17 protein-coding genes and 1 tRNA gene are annotated in these 20,483 nt (G+C 51.3%); 10 read left to right on the plus strand and 8 right to left on the minus strand.

Annotated features, from left to right (window positions below; all coding sequences use genetic code 11):
- Positions 1 to 15 precede the first annotated feature (15 nt).
- From CLC93_RS08775 to CLC93_RS08785, 3 genes are read left to right on the plus strand one after another with little or no spacing between them, the layout of a single operon-like run.
- Entirely contained in the window at positions 16 to 630 is a 615-nt protein-coding gene (locus CLC93_RS08775; RefSeq protein ID WP_095505588.1) for a PepSY-associated TM helix domain-containing protein, read from the plus strand.
- A gap of 14 nt (positions 631 to 644) precedes the next feature.
- Positions 645 to 1,157, plus strand: a complete 513-nt coding sequence (locus CLC93_RS08780) for a DUF2271 domain-containing protein (RefSeq protein ID WP_095505589.1) — start codon at positions 645 to 647, stop codon at positions 1,155 to 1,157.
- Positions 1,158 to 1,169: 12 nt separating this feature from the next.
- Positions 1,170 to 1,973 (plus strand): DUF4198 domain-containing protein, encoded by an 804-nt coding sequence (locus tag CLC93_RS08785; protein ID WP_095505590.1) that lies wholly within the window; start codon positions 1,170 to 1,172, stop codon positions 1,971 to 1,973.
- Between the two features lie 57 nt (positions 1,974 to 2,030).
- On the opposite strand, the gene CLC93_RS08790 is transcribed toward CLC93_RS08785, so the two are convergent.
- From CLC93_RS08790 to CLC93_RS08800, 3 genes are all read right to left on the minus strand, one after another.
- Positions 2,031 to 3,308 (minus strand): serine hydrolase domain-containing protein, encoded by a 1,278-nt coding sequence (locus CLC93_RS08790; RefSeq protein WP_095505591.1) that lies wholly within the window; start codon positions 3,306 to 3,308, stop codon positions 2,031 to 2,033.
- 321 nt (positions 3,309 to 3,629) lie between these two features.
- Positions 3,630 to 5,159, minus strand: coding sequence for a leucyl aminopeptidase family protein (locus tag CLC93_RS08795; protein ID WP_095505592.1), 1,530 nt, complete (start codon positions 5,157 to 5,159; stop codon positions 3,630 to 3,632).
- A 330-nt stretch (positions 5,160 to 5,489) separates the two neighbouring features.
- A tRNA-Leu gene (locus tag CLC93_RS08800) sits at positions 5,490 to 5,576 on the minus strand.
- Between the two features lie 306 nt (positions 5,577 to 5,882).
- Between CLC93_RS08800 and CLC93_RS08805 the strand changes: the two genes are divergently transcribed.
- On the plus strand, positions 5,883 to 6,389 hold the full coding sequence (locus CLC93_RS08805; protein WP_095505593.1) for an RDD family protein: 507 nt from the start codon (positions 5,883 to 5,885) through the stop codon (positions 6,387 to 6,389).
- 43 nt (positions 6,390 to 6,432) lie between these two features.
- Here the strand turns inward: CLC93_RS08805 and lptG are convergent, their stop codons facing one another.
- Complete coding sequence (gene lptG, locus CLC93_RS08810) at positions 6,433 to 7,491, minus strand: LPS export ABC transporter permease LptG (RefSeq protein WP_095505746.1); 1,059 nt, start codon at positions 7,489 to 7,491, stop codon at positions 6,433 to 6,435.
- Complete coding sequence (gene lptF / locus CLC93_RS08815; protein WP_095505594.1) at positions 7,491 to 8,612, minus strand: LPS export ABC transporter permease LptF; 1,122 nt, start codon at positions 8,610 to 8,612, stop codon at positions 7,491 to 7,493. Before lptF ends, lptG begins: the two co-directional genes overlap by 1 nt.
- Before the next feature lie 227 nt (positions 8,613 to 8,839).
- On the opposite strand from lptF, the gene pepA reads away from it, so the two are divergent.
- Positions 8,840 to 10,348 carry a leucyl aminopeptidase gene (pepA, locus tag CLC93_RS08820; RefSeq protein ID WP_095505595.1) on the plus strand — a complete coding sequence of 503 codons (1,509 nt, stop codon included), beginning with the start codon at positions 8,840 to 8,842 and terminating at the stop codon, positions 10,346 to 10,348.
- An 81-nt stretch (positions 10,349 to 10,429) separates the two neighbouring features.
- Here the strand turns inward: pepA and CLC93_RS08825 are convergent, their stop codons facing one another.
- Entirely contained in the window at positions 10,430 to 10,765 is a 336-nt protein-coding gene (locus CLC93_RS08825; RefSeq protein WP_095505596.1) for a hypothetical protein, read from the minus strand.
- Between the two features lie 82 nt (positions 10,766 to 10,847).
- Here CLC93_RS08825 and CLC93_RS08830 point away from each other — a divergent pair, with 82 nt between their 5' ends.
- Entirely contained in the window at positions 10,848 to 11,321 is a 474-nt protein-coding gene (locus tag CLC93_RS08830; RefSeq protein ID WP_095505597.1) for a peroxiredoxin, read from the plus strand.
- 72 nt (positions 11,322 to 11,393) lie between these two features.
- Here CLC93_RS08830 and CLC93_RS08835 read toward each other — a convergent pair whose 3' ends face one another.
- Both CLC93_RS08835 and CLC93_RS08840 read right to left on the minus strand, forming a co-directional pair.
- Entirely contained in the window at positions 11,394 to 11,909 is a 516-nt protein-coding gene (locus CLC93_RS08835; RefSeq protein WP_095505598.1) for a GrpB family protein, read from the minus strand.
- Positions 11,910 to 12,049: 140 nt separating this feature from the next.
- Positions 12,050 to 13,369 (minus strand): serine hydrolase domain-containing protein, encoded by a 1,320-nt coding sequence (locus CLC93_RS08840; RefSeq protein ID WP_095505599.1) that lies wholly within the window; start codon positions 13,367 to 13,369, stop codon positions 12,050 to 12,052.
- A gap of 171 nt (positions 13,370 to 13,540) precedes the next feature.
- On the opposite strand from CLC93_RS08840, the gene CLC93_RS08845 reads away from it, so the two are divergent.
- The 4 genes from CLC93_RS08845 (at position 13,541) to CLC93_RS08860 (ending at position 20,478) form a co-directional block, all read left to right on the plus strand.
- On the plus strand, positions 13,541 to 13,855 hold the full coding sequence (locus tag CLC93_RS08845; protein WP_095505600.1) for a hypothetical protein: 315 nt from the start codon (positions 13,541 to 13,543) through the stop codon (positions 13,853 to 13,855).
- A gap of 656 nt (positions 13,856 to 14,511) precedes the next feature.
- Positions 14,512 to 17,376 carry a valine--tRNA ligase gene (locus CLC93_RS08850; RefSeq protein ID WP_095505601.1) on the plus strand — a complete coding sequence of 955 codons (2,865 nt, stop codon included), beginning with the start codon at positions 14,512 to 14,514 and terminating at the stop codon, positions 17,374 to 17,376.
- A gap of 313 nt (positions 17,377 to 17,689) precedes the next feature.
- Entirely contained in the window at positions 17,690 to 18,781 is a 1,092-nt protein-coding gene (hyaA, locus tag CLC93_RS08855) for a nickel-dependent hydrogenase small subunit (protein ID WP_425439845.1), read from the plus strand.
- The gene (locus CLC93_RS08860) at positions 18,778 to 20,478 is read left to right on the plus strand and encodes a nickel-dependent hydrogenase large subunit (protein ID WP_095505602.1); all 1,701 of its coding nucleotides are present in this window, start codon (positions 18,778 to 18,780) and stop codon (positions 20,476 to 20,478) included. The genes hyaA and CLC93_RS08860 overlap by 4 nt, the downstream gene beginning before the upstream one ends.
- The last annotated feature ends 5 nt before the right edge of the window (positions 20,479 to 20,483 follow it).

Below are 20,483 nucleotides of genomic sequence, written 5' to 3' on the forward strand. Positions count from 1 at the left end.
ATCCACAAGTTTCAAATGCAAAAACAGATTCAAAGTTGGGCTCGGCCCATCCACATCTACACCTCCATGGCCACTTTACTGGTGATGATTTTTTTTGCGGTGACAGGTATCACCTTGAATCGCCCCGACTGGTTTGTCGGGCAACCAAAGAGTGAGCTGGTCGAGCTGGAAATACCTCAACATTTGCTGCAGTCAGAGTCAGATAAGTTTCGACCCAACCAAGCCGCTTTAATCGAGTACCTAAAACAACACAGTGATGTTCGCGGGATAGCTTCTCCCCTAGAAGTGTTTATTGAAAGTGACAATGGCGAGCTGATTGAAGGCGAGATTAGTTTGAACTTCAAAGGGCCTGGGTACGACGCGTCCGTCTATATCGACATGTTGAACCGTCAAGGTGAAGTGGAGAGCATAGATTTTGGCACTGTGGCCTGGCTTAACGACCTTCACAAGGGACGCAATACAGGGCCGATTTGGGCTTGGTTTATCGACCTTAGCGCAGTATTGATGCTGCTGTTTATCGCGACCGGTGTCATTTTGCTGCTCCCCAAGAAAAAAACACTAAACCGCGGGCTTCGCTGGATGAGCTTTGGCACCGCCGCTACCGTGGCCATTTACCTAATTGGCCAATAACCATAGGAATTCCAATGAAAAAAAGACTGTTGCTCGGTGCTGTCGCTGCCGTGTTGTTAGGCTCAGCTCAGGCTGCCAACGTCCCGCCATCGGCCTCAATGCAGATTGAGTTTGAGCTTCCCAAGCTAGAAGTCGCCGACTACGCCCGACCTTACGTGGCCATTTGGGTAGAGGACAGCGGCGGAAAAACGGTTAGAAACATTGCCCTTTGGACCGGCAAAGACACTGAATGGCTTAAAGACATTCGCCGCTGGTGGCGCAAATTCGGGCGTTATCAAGGTGACGGTATCGATGCCTACTCCTCGGCAACTCGCCCCGCTGGCCAATACCAAGTCCAGTGGGATGCCAAAGATGGCGAAGGTAATCCTGTCACTAGTGGCGATTACACCTTGTACGTCGAGGTAGTTAGAGAGCACGGCGGTCGAGACTTAGTTCGCCAACCCATTCAATTAGGTCAACAAGAATTCAGCATGAGCTCGAAAGCCAAATATGAAATTGGCTCAGTGACGCTTAGCTACAAAATTTAAAAAGGAGTCGTTATGAAATTGAAATCAATAGCATTTTTGACCGCTTTGGTCGCAACACCGGCGTTGTCTCATTCTATCTACACTCTACCGAGTGACTTTACTATCTCAGATGCTAAAGGGGACTGGGTGTCCTTTGATGTCTCTGCAACCAACGTGGTATTTAGCGCGCTAAAACCAGCCTCCGCAGAAAAAGTTCGCATATTCCACCCAGATGGAACCTCGGCCTCTCCCGATGCCATTATCAAAGGCAAACGCCGCTCAACCTTTGACTATTTCTTTGACCAAGCGGGCACCTACAAAGTGGTGAACACCTTTGGCCCGTCGCATTTCACCGTTTATCAAGACGGCGACCAGCGCCAACGCTTATTTGCCAACAAAGCCGAACGAGATGCGCTTTTGCCAAACGGCGCTGAAAAGGTAAACACGCTGCGCAGCGAGCGCAAATCAGAAACCTATGTGACTGTTGCTGCTCCCAACGACAAAACGTTAGCCCTTAGCGGTAAAGGTTTTGAAATGAAACCGCACACCCACCCAGCGGATATCATTGAAGGCGAGCAGGTCACTTTCCAGTACTTTTACAACGGCAAGCCTGCGGCGGACATTGAAGTTGTGGTAACCCCTGATGGTGTGCGCTATCGCAACGATGCCAAAATGCTCAATCTGAAAACCGATAAAGACGGCAAGGTAAGCTTCACCCCAGAGATGCCAGGCCGATACTTAGCGGAAGCCAGCTACAGTATGGCATCGCCAAAGGACCCTTTGGCGGATCGTCATAGCTATGGTTTGAATACTGTGTTTGAAGCTCAGTTAGACTAGCTCAACAAAGCCAAGGCACCGCCTTGGCTTTTATTCCTGTGTGGAATTCAGTGTGGGTCACACCCTATCCAGTGCATCCAGAATCGTCGGCACCAGCTGATGGAATTGCATCACTGCAAAGCGCGGAGTTTCAGCCATGGGATAAGCGCCGTTTAAGGTAATTACCGCATTGCTTTGCTTATCCATTGCGCAAACCTGACCATTGACGCCAACCATAGCCAAGATCTTACGCTTCCCGATTTCTAACAGACGAAATTGGTCTTTGTAGAATCCGTCGGCAAGCCCAGCCTCTTTGCCTTTTTTCCAAGCCGAGCGCACTTGCTCATTGCCCTGCCACAAGGCTTCGACGAACTGTGCAGGCAACACCTGCTCGCCTTGCTGATTCTTACCTTGATTCAAAAACAGCAGGCCAACTCGAGCCAAGTCTTTGGTGGCCATGTTCATGCCAGTAGAGCCCATTGCCAGCCCTTTTTTGTCGGACATGAAATAGGCATCTGCGCCTACACCGACTTTTTGAAGCAGCTCTTTTTCAAGGATTTCGGTAAAGGACTTGCCCGTCGCGCGGTCGACAATCAATCCCAACAACTCGCTGTTCACGTCTTGGTAATCGTACTTCTCACCCATGGCGTAGTCTTGACGTTCGGTGATCAAAGGAAAGAAGTCCAAAGTGCCATTGGGGTATGGTTTGGAAGCCTCCACTCCATAGTAACCTTGGGCGTTGGACAATCTAACGTCCCAATATTTTTCCACCGTGCCTGGCGCGAGAACCACCGCCGTGCGCATGTCCGAGATGTCGCTAACACTGGCATTCTTAAATGCCGTCCCCTTTAATTCAGGGACGTAGCGCACAGCTTTGTCAGTCCAATTCAGCAAGCCTTTATCCACGGCGATAGCCGCCGCCATGGCGGTAAAAGACTTAGACACCGACATGTCGAGATGAGGAGAATGCTGGTCCATGCCATTGCCATAGTGCTCGTGCACCAATTTGCCATCTTTCAAAATAACCGCATTGTGGTTTTGCATGCGATTTCTCAAGAAATCCATCACAGACAGCGGGCCATCGAAATCCTCGACTTGCACTTGTTCCAAATCCAGAGGCTTGCCTTTTTCTAGCTCCTGCACGAATTGGCCTTTGTGCAAGGTATAGCTGTGAGTGAATTTGTAGACGTGAGGCATAGCTGAAGAAACATACTCTGGGGTTTCCCAGGTTTCTCCGGTCATGCCAATCGAATTGGCCGAGTCGATGAAGTTTGCATCGGGTGAGTTAAAGGTTACCGCATGCGCACTAAAGCCCATGCCTACCATAACGGCCAACGACAACAATCGTGTTTTCATCTTTACTTCCTCTAAGTGTTACGGCGCTATCGCCGTGAGAGTCATTGAGACGGTTAGCCAAGCTGGTGAAGCGCTTTAAGCGCGTTGGAGTATGCTGGCGAGCGGCAAGGCTTAAGGCTCACAACAAGCATCAATCGGCTTGGCTATTTGCCGCCTAGATTAGCGATTGATGAATTTCTAGTGATTTCTAACAGGATTGATGGTTCGTTGAAACGTCCGGATCTTGCTAGCAAAAAGAGAGACCGCCGCGCCACTTAGGCACAAAAAAAGCACCCGATTGGGTGCTTCATCGATAACCGATTTTCGGTTTTACGACTTGGGTTAGTTGGCGTTTAGCCACTCCACAAACAATCGCACCCCAAAGCCATTCGCGCCAACCGGCGTTTCGTCTTTAGTCTTGCGAACGCGCGCGTTTCCAGCGATATCAATGTGCGCCCAACGAGTGTCCTCTTTGACAAACAGCTTCAAGAACATCGCCGCAGTGGATGCGCCTGGGCCGCCCGAGCCAAGGTTGGTGGTATCGGCAATGGAACTATCCAGCATATCGCCATAAGCCAAGGGTAAGCGCCACAGTTCCTCATTAACTCTCGAGCCTGAGTCAGTGAGCTGATTCACCAGTTCCATGTCATCGCTAAATAGACCCGCGTAGCGATTACCTACCGCGCGGATTTTCGAACCAGTTAAGGTGGCAATATTAATAAGAATTTCTGGCTGATACTCTTGTTGTACATGCCACATGGCATCTGCCATTACCAAACGACCTTCTGCGTCAGTGTTAATGATCTCTACCGTCTTACCCGCCATCGACGTAAGGACGTCGCCAGGAATCAAGGCGGTTTCAGATACCATGTTGTGCGCCAGCGGCATCACACCAATCACGTTTACTTTCGCATTTTGCGCCGCCAAGGCTTTGATTGTACCCAACACAGCTGCCGCACCTGCCATATCCGTTTTCATGGCCGCGATGCTGGCGTTGGTTTTTAGGTTATAACCACCGGTATCAAAGGTCACACCCTTACCAACCAAAGCAATTGGCTTGTCGTTGCTGCCTTTATAGTGGGCAATCACCAAGCGCGAGCCAGACACACTGCCTTGACCAACCGCGTGCAACAAACCCATCTTCATGGCTTTGATTTGTTCATCGCTGAACACCTGCACTTCAACATTTAAATCGCTCAACTCATCTTGCGCGGTTTGCGCAAATTCCACCGGAGTTAAGTCGCCACCGTTAAGGTTAACCAGATCACGGGCGAGGAAAACGCCGCTCTCTACTGCGCGCAGCTGACTGTATAAAGAGGATGCTTGTTTCTTCTCGTCGAGCACCAAGCGGTACGCATTGTTTGGTGCCGTTGCTTGCGGAAGATATTCATTAAATCGGTAAGAGCCCAGTGACACACCATGCGCTATGTTTGCCGCAAGTTCTTGTGACGGCAGTTTGCTTTCCAGCCCCTTGAGGACGATGTCCACGTTGCGAATTTCTTTGTGCGCAAACAGTTGTGCCAATTTGCCACCAATAGAAACCGCTTTTGCTTGGTCTAATTGCTCGGAATCACCAAGACCCATAACCACCACTTGCATGGTGTCGTCGCCGGCAGGTGCGACTAACTTGGCGGTGCTGCCAAGCTTTCCGCTAAAGTCGTAAACCGACTTGGCGGTGGTCAGTTGTTGCTGACTGTCCTTACCAAGGTTGGCAGGCGCGTTTCCGCTACCATCGGCATATTGAAACACCACACGAGCGAAGCTCTTTCCTTGCACCTTGTTTTCAAAGGATACACTGGTGGCATTTACTCCAGTGGCCAGCGCAGAGACAAAAAGAGCCAGCACGGGCTGCCAAAGCTTGAAGTTTCGCATTATTACCTCAGAGTTTTTGTTTTTATTGGTAAATTTTGGTTGCCCGAAAAGAGCGCGCGGTTGCTAGTCAGATGCTGAAAGGTTGGCTGTGCAAACACCTAGACCAGTAGAGAACCCAAAACTTGTTGCGCCATAGTTAACGTCACTCAAGAATTCATTACAAGCCTTGGCGTTAACCAAAATTGTAAGCTGCTTTGTACATCTGTGGGGATAGAAGGATGGCCAGGGTTCGGAGCAAACGTTCGAGTAGGAAGGCTAGTTCGCCGAGGCTTAGATAGTGAAGTGCTTTAGGCATAAAAAAGCACCCTATTGGGTGCTTTTTTTAGAATTTGGTACCAGAGGCCGGACTTGAACCGGCACAGTGTTGCCACCGGCGGATTTTGAATCCGCTGCGTCTACCAATTTCGCCACTCTGGCATTATCGAATCAGCTTGCTGAAGCGATGGGGAGCATTATATCCACAAACTTAAATATAGCAAGCGACCAAATGTTCGATCGGGCAAAAAATGTTCCGTTGGACTGAATTAACTATTCAGCGGCAGTTTCAAGCCATTGAGGAGTCATCAGAAAACCTTCAACAGTCGCTCAATAGACAAGCTTGGTATTCTTGACAATAGATTGGTTTATCGAGCGCTTCGGCGCGTTTTTTGTCTAACTGTGGCTGCCCCGCACGATTGGCTTCTGATACACTCAGGCCACTAAGTTGTAACACGTAACAGGCCAATGAGTAACTTCGAACACGCCAACTTTCCCCGAGCCAGTTTTATGCGCCGTTTCGGCGCCATTATCTACGATGCATTGATCGCTGCCGCCGTTTACATGGTTGCCGGTGCACTGGGTTTTGCCATTATCGCCATCATGGCTTCCAGCGGTGTCATCAACCCGGGCGAAGCCGAACTGGCCAGCTACATCAGCCAGCACCCAAATCTTCACTCCAGCTATCAAGCCTGGATACTGCTTTGGGTGGTGGGATTCTACGTGTGGTTTTGGAGCCGTGGCGGTCAGACCCTTGGTATGCGCGCTTGGCGCTTGAAGGTTCAGCACCCTAACGGCCAGTGTATTAGTTTACCGCGCGCTATTACCCGAGTGTTTGCCAGCCTGCTGGGCTTGGGCAACCTGTTTATTTTGCTCAGCAAAGACAAGTTGGCGCTGCAAGACACCATATGCCAAACCGAAGTGGTGGTCTTGTCGCAAGAGGCCAATCAACTTAAAAACTGGCAAGGGGTGTAACCTTTCTTGCATTAAAAACGGAGCCGATTGGCTCCGTTTTTTGTTAGCGCCTGAGCAACCAGACCGCTATCCCGGTGAACAGTAAGCTAGGCGCCACGGCGCCAATTGCCGGTGGCAATTGATACACTAGACTCACGGTTCCCAGCACTTCGCTGGAGACGTAATAGCTAAAGCCGGCAATCACCCCAATCAAGACTCGAGCGCCCATGGTCGAGGTTCGAATTGGGCTAAACACAAACGACAGCGCCATTAGCATCATTACCGCTACGGTGACCGGCTGCATGAGCTTGCGCCACAGGGCAAGCTCATAACGGCTCGGGTCTTGTTTATTGTCCTTAAGGTAGTCGAGGTACCCCATCAAGCCACTGATAGAGAGTGCCTCTGGCTTCACCGAAACCACGCTGAGCTTGTCCGGCGTCAAACTTGAGTGCCAATCGCGTTGCTCCACCTGTTGCAGGTTAACTTGCTCCTCTTCCAAAGCGGTGAGTTTAACGCCGCGCATCTTCCACACGCCATCGATAAACTCGGCCTCGTCGGCAGCTACCACTTGCACCAGATTCTGATTGTCATCAAAGCGGTATTGAATCACGCCTTTTAGTAAAGTCGCGCTTTCCACCTCGGTGATATTGACGAACAAGTCACCGTCTTTGGCCCAAGTCCCGCGCTTTGAGTTAATTAGGCTACCACCGTGGATTTTATTGGCTTGCAGCTCACGCCCGGTGCGCTCGGCCTCTGGGGCGACCCATTCGCCTAGCGCCATTACCATAATCATTAAGGGAATGGCGGTTTTCATCACCGACTGGATCACCTCGAAGCGCGACCAGCCAGAGGCCTGCATTACCACTAATTCCGAACTTTGCGCCATCATACCGATACCAATTAAAGCACCGAGCAGCACCGCCATCGGGAAGAACATTTCAACGTCACGAGGCACCAAATACATGACGTAAATCAGCGCATCAATCATGCCGTAAGTACCGCGACCCACTAAGCGAAACTGATCCACCCATTTAATGATGCCGGATAACCCAGTGAGAATAAGCAGCGTAATCGCCGAGGTCGACAGCAGAATGCGAGCAATATACCAATCGAGGATCTTCATCATGCTGGGCGCCCTCGACCGGTAACAATTCCGAGTAATTTAAGCCCCAAAGGCCTATCTCGCCCAATCAGCATAAAGGCGATAACCAGTCCCAACGCGTGGACCCACCAAAGCCCAAGCTCACCAGGGTAAACTTCGTCTTCCAACGCTTTTCGTCCCGCCACCAGCAGGCCGAAGTAACCCAAATACAGCAAAATTGCAGGCCCCATTTTGGCGAACTTACCCTGACGCGTATTCACTCGAGCCAGTGGTACCGCCATTAACACCATCACAGGCAGTGCCAGTGGAATGGCCAAGCGCCAATGAAACTCGGCATTGGCTTCACTGGATTCAATTTGCGTCAATTCGGACACAGGCAGTGCAGATAGACGACGGCGACGCTCCTCTTGTGCCTGCTCTTTAATCTGCATCTGATAGTCGCCAAATTCAGTCACCTGGTAGTCGACTCTATCAACCGCGCCCTGATAACGAACACCGTTTTCCAAGCGCAATCGTTGCGAACCGTATTGATCTTCAAGAATTTGACCATTACTAGCGACTACCACTGATGGCGCGTCTGGCTCTTCGCCCTCTTCGGTGTCTTTGGGCAAATGCGCTACGAATACTCGCTCCAAGTTGGAGTTCTTATCCAATTTTTCAACGAAAATAACCGCTTGGCCATTGGCCGCTTGCTGAAAACGCCCTTGCACTAGAGCGGCGAGTCCGGCCTCAGAGCGAGCTTTCTCAAGAATTTGCGCTTCTTTCTCTTGCGCCCAAGGAGCGATGTAAATCGACAGAGCGCCGGCGAACACCATATTGACCACGGCCAACAGCAAGGTCACTCGAGCTACGTACCACTCGGAAACACCCACCGCGTGCATCACTGTCATTTCGCTTTCGGCGTACATTCGACCATGGGCCAATAACACGCCCAAAAATAAACTCAGGGGAACAATCAGCGCTGACAGCCAAGGCAAATTAAGCGCCATGATGGTGGCCACTAGGCCTGCGGGAAATTGCCCTTCAGAGGCATCGGCCAAAACTCGTACAAAATTTTGGCTAATAAAGATGGCAAGAAGCACGAAAAGCACCGCGGCTTGGGCTTTTAATACCTCTTTTATCAAGTATCTAAATAAGATCACGACCAGTATCTGACCACTTAACTTTGTTTTTTGCTGGAAACAGCCTATCTTTTATGTAAACCTACGACTTTCGATAGTTTTCTATCTAAAACTAACCCTATTCGGACGCTAACCCGAATAATAATAAATAAAGAAAAACGGTTTAAAGTCATCGGACCAAAGGCGAGCTAATGGCCGCCATTATCTAATAATAAACAGTCCATGTCTTTAACAATCTAGGAGTGCTCATGGAGTTTAATGTTAAGAGCGGTAGTCCGGAAAAACAACGTTCTGCTTGTATTGTTGTTGGCGTTTATGAACCACGTCGCTTATCCGGAATCGCTGAGCAACTGGATAAGATCAGCGACGGCTACATCTCTAACCTATTGCGCCGCGGTGATCTGGAGGGTAAACCCGGTCAAATGCTATTACTGCACCACGTACCTAACGTATTGAGCGAGCGGGTATTATTGGTCGGTTGTGGCAAAGAGCGTGAACTCGACGAGCGCCAGTACAAACAAATCATCGCCAAAACCATCAATACCCTTAACGAAACCGGTTCAATGGAAGCTGTGTGCTTTTTGACCGAGTTGCACGTTAAAGGCCGCGACACATATTGGAAAGTGCGTCAAGCCGTCGAAACAACGGCCAACAGCCTGTACGTATTCGATGCGCTAAAGAGCAAGAAAGACGAAACTCGTCGCCCGCTGCGCAAGCTGGTGTTCAACGTATCGACTCGTCGCGAGTTACCGGTTGGCGAGCGCGCCATCAACCACGGTTTGGCCATCTCTGAAGGCATGAAAATGTGTCGCGACGTGGCCAATATGCCACCAAACATTTGTAACCCTGCCTACTTGGGCTCCCAAGCTCGTCAATTGGCCGAAACTAGCGACAAGCTTGATGTCACCACTTTGGGTGAAGAGCAAATGGCCGAGCTGGATATGAATTCCTATCTTGCGGTTGGTCGTGGTTCAGAGAACGAGTCAGTAATGACTGTGATGAACTACCAAGGCGCTAAAAACCCCAACGCCCGCCCAATCGTAATTATCGGTAAGGGCCTGACCTTCGATTCCGGTGGTATTTCATTAAAGCCTGGCGAAGGCATGGACGAAATGAAGTACGACATGGGCGGCGCTGCCGGCGTGTTGGGCATGATGAAGTCTGTGGTTGAGCTTGAACTGCCAATCAACGTGATTGCGATTTTGGCCGGATGCGAAAACATGCCTGACGGCAAAGCCTATCGTCCAGGCGACATCATCACTACCATGAGCGGACAAACCGTTGAAGTGCTAAACACTGATGCGGAAGGTCGTATGGTGTTGTGTGACGTGCTGACCTATGTGGATCGCTTCAACCCAGAAGTGGTTATCGATACCGCGACCCTGACCGGCGCTTGTGTAATTGCACTGGGTAGCCACGCCAGTGGTCTGCTGTCGAACCACAATCCTTTGGCACACGAAATCCTCAATGCTGGCGAGCAGTGCGGTGACCGCGCTTGGCGTCTGCCGTTGTGGGACGAGTACCAAGAGCAGATTGAAAGCCCATTTGCAGACATGCAAAACATCGGTGGTCGTCCGGCTGGCACCATCACAGCAGCCTGCTTCCTATCTCGCTTTGCCAAGAAGTACCACTGGGCCCACATCGACTGTGCCGGTACCGCTTGGAACTCAGGTAAGAACAAAGGCTCTACCGGTCGTCCGGTACCTATTCTGACTCAGTACTTGATCAACAAATCAGAAATTGAAGTCGGTGAATAATCACGCCGATTAACCCATCGAAAAGGACCGCATAATGCGGTCCTTTTTCATTAACCACCTTTTTTATCAGCCATCTTTTTACTATCCAAATAAGGAGTCGAATTGCCACCAAAGCAAACAAGGCGTAGCAATCAGGTAAATCAAGGACAGGGCTAGTTTGATTTGGGTACTGCGGCAGTTAAACATCAGAGTCTGCGCCCAGTAGTAACTCACAGGCAGTAAAGCGAAAAGCGACCAAAGGTAGCTGGCGATAATTCCCAGCGGCAATAGAAAAATAAACACTATCGACATGAAGCCCAGCAAAGACTGGCTGTCTCCCACCGTCATAAGACCCAGATTGATAAACCACAGCACCACGAACATCAGGTTAATCCCGATGCAGCTCATCAAGGTTTCGGTTTCCGTCCTTAGCCCCATACTAAATCCTTAATATTTCTCGGTGTTTTTCGCAAGGCTTTAGCTCTACACTAAAGACAATTGCTAAATAAGGAAACCCGTCATGATTGAACAAGGACAACCTCTTCCCAACGCCAGCTTGAGCGAGCTAACCGCCGAGGGCTTTTCCAGCCACGACACCGCTGAGCTTTTTGCCAATAAGAAAGTCGTGCTATTTGCCGTACCTGGTGCATTTACGCCGACTTGCTCAGAGCAACACTTGCCGGGTTACATTGCTCTCGCGGATCAGTTCAAAGCCAAAGGCGTGGACATGATAGTGTGCGTTTCGGTGAACGACGCCTTTGTAATGAAAGCTTGGGGCGATACTACCGGTGCCGGTGAGGTGAGAATGTTGGCCGACGGCGATGCGAGCTTTACTCAAGCGATTGGACTAAGCATGGATTCGGGTAACTTTGGTGGGGTGCGCTCGCAGCGCTACGCCATGATAGTCGACAACGGGGTGGTCACTCAGCTCAATGTGGAACCGCCTAAGACCTTTGAGGTCAGCAAAGCAGAAGCTCTGTTGGCTGCGTTGTAGTTCTCCACACAAACCCATAAGCCAAACCTTGCTTTAAAATGCTCGAGTTTGGCTTTGTTCTTTTTAGGCGCCCTATCTTTGTGAATACCAAAGCAACGCTTTGGCTTCATGCTCTTGAATAAAGCTGTCTTTGCCATCGCAATAGCGTTCAATGTCGTTATCGCACTGGGCCGCTACTCGCTGTTTTAACTCTTGATAAGCGAGCTTAACGTCGGGATGAGCGATTAAATAATCGCGAAATGCCAAATGACGAGTCACGTGCTCGTCAGCTATTGGAAAGGCGTGAATTTGGTGGGTGCGATCGTCGCCGCCTTTTTGGAAATAGCGCCGTCGAGAAATGCCATTTTCGCCTAAGCCCTCATACCCAAGCGATTCAAATTCACTTTGATGGGCGTCTAAACTTTGCAGCGACTCCACCTCCAGCATGATATCAATCACTGGCTTGGCCCTAAGTCCCGGCACCGACGTACTGCCGATGTGATGCACTCGATGAATCAGCTGACCAAGCCGATTCAACAACAAGTCACGCTCGGCCTCGAACATGGCTGGCCATTGCGAGTTGTAGTCCACCACTTTCACTTCGCGCACAAAATCACCTCATTAAAAAGTCGCCGACAAAAAAGCTGTCGGCGACTTTTAATGTACCTCATATCACAGCGGGTGCTTGCTCACGCAAGTACGTACTCGCAGAGGAGCCTATTCACTTAGGTGTCTACTCACTTAAGTGTTTACTCACTTAGGTGTTTAACAATCGCATCAAAGCCGTTAATCGTGTACTCGTCGTAATAGTTGGTGCTGGATTCTGGCTGCGAGCTTTGCTTGATAATCGCCACTTCGCGTTCTAAATCCAGATAGATCCACTGGCCGTGAATACCGATGGCCATGATGGCCTCTTTGCCTTCAGTGTGACGCACCCACCATTGAGCGCGGTAACTCCAATCACCACCAGCATAAATGCCATAAGCAGAAGAGCCTTTGGCCATGGCTTGTTTTGAAGCGCCGTCCGCGATGTCATTAATGATTTCTGGCGCCACCACTTGCTCGCCTTGGAACTGGCCCTTGTTGACCATCATCATGCCAAAGCGGGCGAGATCCATAGGGGATGCATTAAGACCGCCACCGGCCACCAGCACTCCAGTTTTATCCAACAAAGCGTAGTTTTCACCTTGGGTGCCAAGCTTGGCCCACAACCGCTCTGCCATGTCTTGCTGGAAAGGTTTGTCGTTGACTCGGTTAGTGATCCAGTTGATCACATCGGTTTTCGGGGTTGAGTACTCCATCACTTCGCCGTGCTTAAGCTCTGGATCTTTCTTTAAGGTTTTCAGGTACTCGTACAAGCTATTCGAGTAGTCCACCCCTTCCATTTCTGAGAACCAACCGAGCACAGTCGCGTATTGCACTATGTCAGAGTTAGGGTCGTCGTAAACCTCGGAAAACGACATGGAGTTTGTCATGTCCATTACATGTCGCAGGCTAGCGTCGTCAAACGCAGTGCCTTTTAGCTCGGGCAGATAATCGGTCACCGGCTTGTCTTCGTTAAGTTTCCCCTCGCTTTGAGCCATTAAGGCCAATAGACCCGCAAAGGACTTGGTCACCGACATCATTTGGTGGGCTTTATTTGGCCCCATGCCGTTTTGGTAGTTTTCGTAAACCAGCTTGTCGCCTTTCACCACCACTAGAGCATCGGTGTAGGTCTCGCGCAAATAGGTCTGCATATCGACCATCTGCTCCGACTCGCCCTTTTGAATGCTAAGTTTGTCGAGTCCTGAATCGATAGACTTTTCAATGACCGAGGCTGTCGTCGGGTTTTCTATGTTGGCGCTGGGATAAAACATGCGCATGTTTTGATAGGACCAGCGATTGTAAGGTGCGAACAGCAGCGCATTGTCTTTGGTGACTTGGGCTTCGGGCGCTGGCGGGAATCCTTGCTGTAAGCCCAACTCGGCAGCGCTGGCATAAGGGTTCGCATCGCTTGCCGCTACCCCAAGAGAGAACATTGCGGCGCACACACTCAAACTGATAGCGCCAAATCGACCTTTTGTATTCATACTCGTATTACCTTTCAACAGGACCATTTAATTGGCGCCAGTTTAGCGATGACAAATATGGCCAGCTATGCAGATTCGGAAGGGGCAAAACTGGCAAAAAAGGCCCTATCTTCTAAGCTTTTCCTGCGCAATTCGCTGCGCTCAAATCGCTGACAAAGATAAGGATCTCGTATGAAATACCTAGTGGAAGTAATCGTCACCCCAAAGAAAGGCAAAAAGATAGAAAAACGCCCCGGCGGACCAGGTCCAGTTGTGGGCCGAATGATCGAAAAATTCCAACCGGAAGCCACCTTCATGGCCCTCTCCCGCCGAGTGGTTTACATGGTGGTCGAGCTCGACCAAGCCGGCGTCGCTGAACTCATGATGATCGGCTCCGAACTCGGCGGCCGCTACCCACGCTTCACCGAAGTCGTCGCCGACACCCAATTCCCAGAGGTGGTAGGCACCGCGGTCACTGGAGCTCGCTCGGTCTTGGATGGGAAATAGCCAGCGGTTGGCAACCTTGGTCTTGGCGGTTGGCCGGTAGGGTATTCGGCTGACGGGAACCCCATCACAGGGACGCTCTAGACGCAGCACATCCGTGTGCTGCTCCTCCAGCTCGACTCCTGTCTCGCGTTCGAAGCTCGCGCTTCTCACCCCTATCCGCTCAACGTTTGTTCCCTACAAACGATGCCCTGTGATGGGTTTCCCTTTCGCCGGTCTACCCTACCGGCCAACGCTTAGATGTGCGCAAGGAGCTAATTCCGTGCCACAGCAATCCTGCAACTGTCTGATATTGATCCCTTTAGGCCATCCCTTTAGAGTTAAACACCTGCTGCAATTCACCAACTCAACCTTCGCCATAGAGTCAAACACGACGTTGTCTGGAGCTGAAGAGAGTGTGGTTAAGCATCCCTAAGGAGGGTTTCGGTCGTATGGAACGACCGTAAAGCGCACAGGGGTGAGGGGCGAAAGCCCTAAACGCGAGACAGGAGTCGAGCTGGAAAGGCGGCTCAGGGACGAGTCGCGTTGTAGAGCGGCCCGACGTGGGATGCTTAACCACACTCTCTAATCCCCCACCAGCTATAGGCTTTGCTGCGGTTTTGCGGCATAATGTGCCGTTTCATTTTATGACTTCAGCCGTTAGAGATTGACCGAGATTTATGGATACTACCTATAATCCGCAGGCGCTTGAGCAAGCGCTCTACAAAGCGTGGGAAGAGAAAGGTTATTTTAAGCCTTCTGGTGATAGCAGCCAGGGCAACTATTGCATCATGATCCCGCCGCCGAATGTGACCGGCAGTTTGCACATGGGGCATGCGTTCCAAGATACGATCATGGACACCTTGACCCGTTATCAGCGGATGAAAGGCAAAAATGCCCTTTGGCAGGTGGGTACTGACCACGCCGGTATTGCGACTCAGATGTTGGTTGAGCGCAAGCTGGAAGCCGAGTCTGGCCAGTCCCGTCACGACATTGGCCGCGATGCCTTTATGGACAAGGTATGGGAGTGGAAAAACCACTCTGGCGGGACTATTACTCAACAGCTTCGTCGCTTGGGCGCTTCGGTCGATTGGGATCGCGAGCGTTTCACTATGGACGAAGGCTTCTCCAAAGCGGTTCAAGAAGTGTTTGTTCGCCTGTACCAAGACGACCTTATCTATCGCGGTAAGCGCTTGGTTAACTGGGATCCGAAACTGCATACTGCGATTTCTGACTTAGAAGTTGAGAATAAAGAAAAGAATGGCCACATGTGGCACTTCCGCTATCCGCTGGCGGATGGCGCGCTGACCAAAGACGGCAAAGACTATGTAGTTGTAGCTACCACTCGTCCTGAAACCATGCTGGGTGACTCGGCGGTTGCGGTTAATCCAAACGACGAGCGCTACCAAGACTTAATTGGCAAAGAAATTATTCTGCCAATCATGAACCGTCGCATTCCAATTGTGGGTGATGATTACGCCGACATGGAAAAAGGCACCGGCTGTGTGAAAATCACTCCGGCCCACGACTTCAACGATTACGAAGTGGGTAAGCGCCACAGCTTGCTGATGGTCAACATCTTTACTCAGAACGCTGATGTGCGCGAGCAAGCGGAAATCATCAACTCTGATGGCACCATTAATAACGACATCAGCCTGAGCATCCCAGAAGCCTTTGCCGGCCTTGAGCGCTTCGCTGCTCGTAAAGCCATCGTGGCGGAATTCGAGCACTTGGGTCTTCTGGAAAAAATCGACGACCACAGCCTGATGGTGCCTTACGGTGACCGCTCTGGTGTGGTTATCGAGCCTCTGCTGACCGACCAGTGGTACGTGGCAGTAGCACCCATGGCGAAAACCGCGAAAGAAGCCGTAGCCAATGGCGACATCAAGTTCGTACCTCAGCAGTACGAAAACATGTACAACGCTTGGATGAACGACATCCAAGACTGGTGTATCTCACGTCAGCTGTGGTGGGGTCACCGTATCCCGGCCTGGTACGACGAATCTGGCAAGGTCTACGTTGGTCGCTCTGAAGACGAAGTGCGTCAGCAAAATGGTTTGAGCGCTGATGTGGTTCTGCGCCAAGACGACGATGTACTGGACACTTGGTTTAGTTCAGCGCTGTGGACCTTCGGTACTTTGGGCTGGCCTGAGAATACCGATGCGCTTAAGACCTTCCACCCAACCGACGTGTTGGTGACGGGTTTTGACATCATCTTCTTCTGGGTTGCCCGCATGATCATGATGACCATGCACTTCTGTAAAGACGATAACGGCAAGCCGCAGGTTCCGTTTAAAACGGTTTACGTCACCGGCCTGATTCGCGATGAACAAGGCAACAAGATGTCTAAGTCCAAGGGGAACGTACTAGACCCGCTGGACATGATTGACGGCATCGATTTAGAAAGCCTGGTTGAAAAGCGCACTGGCAACATGATGCAACCGCAACTGGCGAAGAAGATCGAAAAGTCGACGCGCAAAGAGTTTGCTGATGGCATTAATGCCCATGGTACCGATGCGCTGCGCTTTACTTTGGCCGCCATGGCGTCCACCGGTCGCGACATCAACTGGGACATGAACCGTCTCGATGGCTATCGCAACTTCTGCAACAAGCTGTGGAATGCGTCGCGCTATGTGTTGATGAACACCGAAGAACAAGATTGCGGCACTAACGCAAGTGATGGCGGCGATATGGAGCTAAGTCTGGCGGACCGTTGGATTCTGGGCCAGTTTAACCAAACGGTTAAGTCGGTTACCGAGTCTATCGATAACTACCGCTTCGACATGGCCGCCAATGCCTTGTACGAATTCACTTGGAACCAGTTCTGCGATTGGTATCTAGAACTCACCAAACCTGTGTTGGCCAACGGTAGCGAAGCGCAGCAACGCGGTACCCGCAACACCCTGATTAGCGTGCTAGAAGCTTTGCTTCGACTGATGCACCCTGTAATGCCTTTCATCACCGAAAGCATTTGGGATCGAGTTAAGCCAGTGGCCGGCGTTGAAGGCGAGTCGATTATGCTAGCGGCCTACCCGCAATTCGATGAAACCAAAGTCGATGAGCAGGCGATGGCCGAGCTTGAGTGGCTCAAAGCGGCGATTGTTGCGGTTCGTGCGGTTCGTGCCGAGCTGAATATTGCGCCGTCTAAGCCGCTGAACGCTTTGGTGCGTGGTGCGAGCGACAGCGATAAGGCAATTTTGAACGCCAATCAGAGCTTCCTATTCAAGCTTGCGAACCTAGAGAGCATCCAAGAGCTAGGCGAAGGCGAGAAAGCGCCAATGTCCGCGGCTCAGTTAGTAGGCCAAATGGAGCTACTGATTCCGATGGCCGGCCTAATTGACGTTGAAGCCGAGGTGGCTCGTATCGACAAGCAAATCGATAAACTCAGCCAAGACATGGCTCGCACTCAAGGTAAATTGAACAACGAAAACTTCGTTAGCAAGGCACCGGCTGCGGTCATCGACAAAGAGCGCGCAAAGCTTGAAGAGATGCAAACCAGCATCGCCAAGCTCAACGAGCAAAAGGCAGAGCTCGCCGCACTTTAACCCACACTTAATAAGGGTTCGCTAACCCGCAAGCCATTGCTCTGAAAGCCCGATTGCTACCCGCGTCGGGCTTTTTTGTATCTTGTGCGCAACATTCTCGTTATAGGTTTGTAAAAACTCTAATTCCATCAAAGTAGTTAGCTAATTATTGATTCAGGTCACCTTTCGGTCGATGCGCGTTTGATGCAGGTCAAAAGTTGCGCATTTGTTTGACCCTAGAATGACTCATGTAAACAACTTTTGTCTGTTTTGTGAGGAAGTCGCTATGGGGCAATATGACGCACTGTTAGAACGCTGCCAACAAAGAGTGGCAATGCTTAAATCGCTGCCACCTTTAAAGGCCACCCCACTGAAGGATAAGCTAAGTAAGCAAGGCATTAGTCGCAGGGAGTTCATGAAATGGACCGCTTCGATGACCACCCTGCTGGCGCTGCCCATCCAATTCAGTCCACTACTGGCAGAGGCGGCTGAAGTCGCTGATAGGGTGCCGCTGATTTGGTTGCATTTGGCCGAATGTACCGGCTGCTCTGAGTCACTGATTCGCTGTGACACGCCCACCATTGACACCCTCCTGTTTGACCACATATCCCTTGAATACCACGAAACTCTGATGGCCGCTGCCGGTTGGCAAGCCGAAGAGAATCTAGAGCACGCCATGGAAACCTACCCTGGCGGTTACCTGCTCGCGGTTGAAGGTGGTGTGCCAACCGCGGACAACGGTAAGTACCTGACCGTTGGCTGCAAAGGTCACACCGGATTGCACATAGTCAAAGAAGCAGCAGACAAAGCCGCGGCTATCGTATCCGTTGGTACTTGCGCCTCCTTTGGCGGCGTGCAGGCAGCAGCGCCTAACCCAACCGGCACCAAAGGGGTTGGTCAGGTAGTTGGCAAGCCTGTGATTAACCTAGGCGGCTGTCCTCCAAGCGAGAAAAACATTGTCGGTACTTTGATGTACTACATCATGTTTGGCCGTTTGCCAGCGCTCGACATGTACAACCGACCCAAGTGGGCCTACGGCGCACGAGTGCACGATAACTGTGAGCGCCGCGGTCGCTTCGATGCCGGCGAGTTTGTTGAGACTTTTGGCGATGAAGGTGCCAAACAGGGTTACTGCTTGTACAAGGTGGGCTGTAAAGGGCCTTACACCTACAACAACTGCCCAACCGAACGCTTTAACCACCACACCAGTTGGCCAGTACTAGCCGGACACGGCTGTATTGGCTGCTCCGAGCCGAGTTTTTGGGACGCCATGGCGGATTTCGAAAAGCCATTGGGCCGCCGAGATTTACACAGTTTAGACGCGACAGCAGATCGCATTGGCGCGGTTGCGCTTGGGGTCACCGCAGTAGGTATCGGCGCACACGCCGTTGCCAGTGTGTTTGCCAACAAGGAGGATAACTCATGAGTAATCGCGTAGTCGTCGACCCAATCACTCGAATCGAAGGCCACCTGCGCGTCGAAGTCGAGGTAGATGAAAACAACGTCATCACCGACGCTTGGTCCTCCTCCACTTTATGGCGCGGTATCGAGGTGATTCTCAAAGGCCGCAGCCCGCTAGACGCTGGACTTATCACGCAGCGCATCTGTGGTGTGTGTACCTTCTCCCACTACCGTTGTGCCACCGAAGCGGTGGAAAACGCCCTTGGTGTAGAGATCCCACTGAATGCCAAGTTGGTGCGCAGTCTAATGCAAACCAGCTTGTACATGCACGACCACATGGTGCACTTCTACCATCTGCACGCGCTGGATTGGGTGGATATCGTCTCAGCACTGAGCGCAGACCCGGCTAAAGCGGCCCAAGTGGCGCTGCAATACACCGACAAGCCAATCAATGCTGGTGAAGGTGAGCTGCGAGCAGTGCAAGAACGGGTTCAAGGCTTTGTCGAAACCGGTAAGCTAGGCCCATTTGCCAATGCTTATTGGGGTGCGGGCACTTACAAGCTGACCCCGGAGCAAAACCTAATCGCCGTTAGTCACTATCTCAAAGCGCTAGAAGTACAACGGGTCGCCGCTGAGATGATGGCCATCTTTGGCGCCAAGCAGCCTCATCCACAGTCACTGGTGGTTGGCGGTGTTAGCTGCGTACGCGACGTGCTAAGCCCGGCTCGTTTGCAAGAATGGAAAACCAAGTTCCATCAAGTGCACGACTTTATTCAGCGTGCTTATCTACCAGATGTGCTGATGGCCGCTGAAGCCTACAAGACCGAGCCAAGTGTGCTAGGTGGCTTAGGCGTTAAGAACTTCTTGGCCACGCCAGATTTCTTCATGGGCGATGGCTGGTTGTTTGAAGGTGGCGTTATCACCAACGGTGATTTGGCCAATGTGCAAGAAGTCGACCCAAGCCTGATTGAAGAAGACGTAACCCACGCCTGGTATCAAGACGGCCCAAGTCGCCATCCGTACGATGGTGTCACCGAGCCGAACTACACCGGCTTTATCGAGCGCGATACAGTCTACGGTCGCCTGCCAACCCTGGATAACGACAACAAGTACTCTTGGGTGAAATCGCCGCGTTACAACGGTCAACCCATGGAAGTCGGCCCGTTAGCCTGCTTGCTAGTCAACTACGCCAAAGGCACCCCCGCAGTTGTTAACGCGGTCAACGGTTTGCTCGAAGCCACCGGTCTGCCAGTAGAAGCCTTGTTTACTACCCTAGGTCGCACCGCCGCGCGTTTGCTGCAAACCAACATTATTTGCGACAACGCACTGCGCACCTTTGACGCTCTGTTGACCAACATTCAATCCGATGAGTCCACTTACGTAGAGCCTATTATCGACCCCGACAAAGAGTACGTGGGGCATGCGATGAACGAAGTGCCACGTGGACTGCTGAGTCATTGGATCCGCATTAAAGGCGGCAAGATCGAGAACTACCAAGCGGTGGTACCCACCACCTGGAACTCTGGGCCTCGCGATGCGAATAACGTCAAAGGTCCGTATGAGGCATCCCTGATTGGTCTGAAAGTGGAAGACCCAACCAAGCCGCTAGAAATCATCCGCATTATCCACTCCTTTGACCCATGCATGGCCTGCGCGGTGCATGTAATGGATTACAAAGGACAGGAATTGTCTGAGTACAAAGTGGCACCGGTCGCGGTGTAAGGAGG

The sequence above is a fragment of the Paraferrimonas sedimenticola genome (genome assembly GCF_002282855.1).
In the GTDB taxonomy this organism is placed as follows: Bacteria; Pseudomonadota; Gammaproteobacteria; order Enterobacterales; family Shewanellaceae; genus Paraferrimonas; species Paraferrimonas sedimenticola.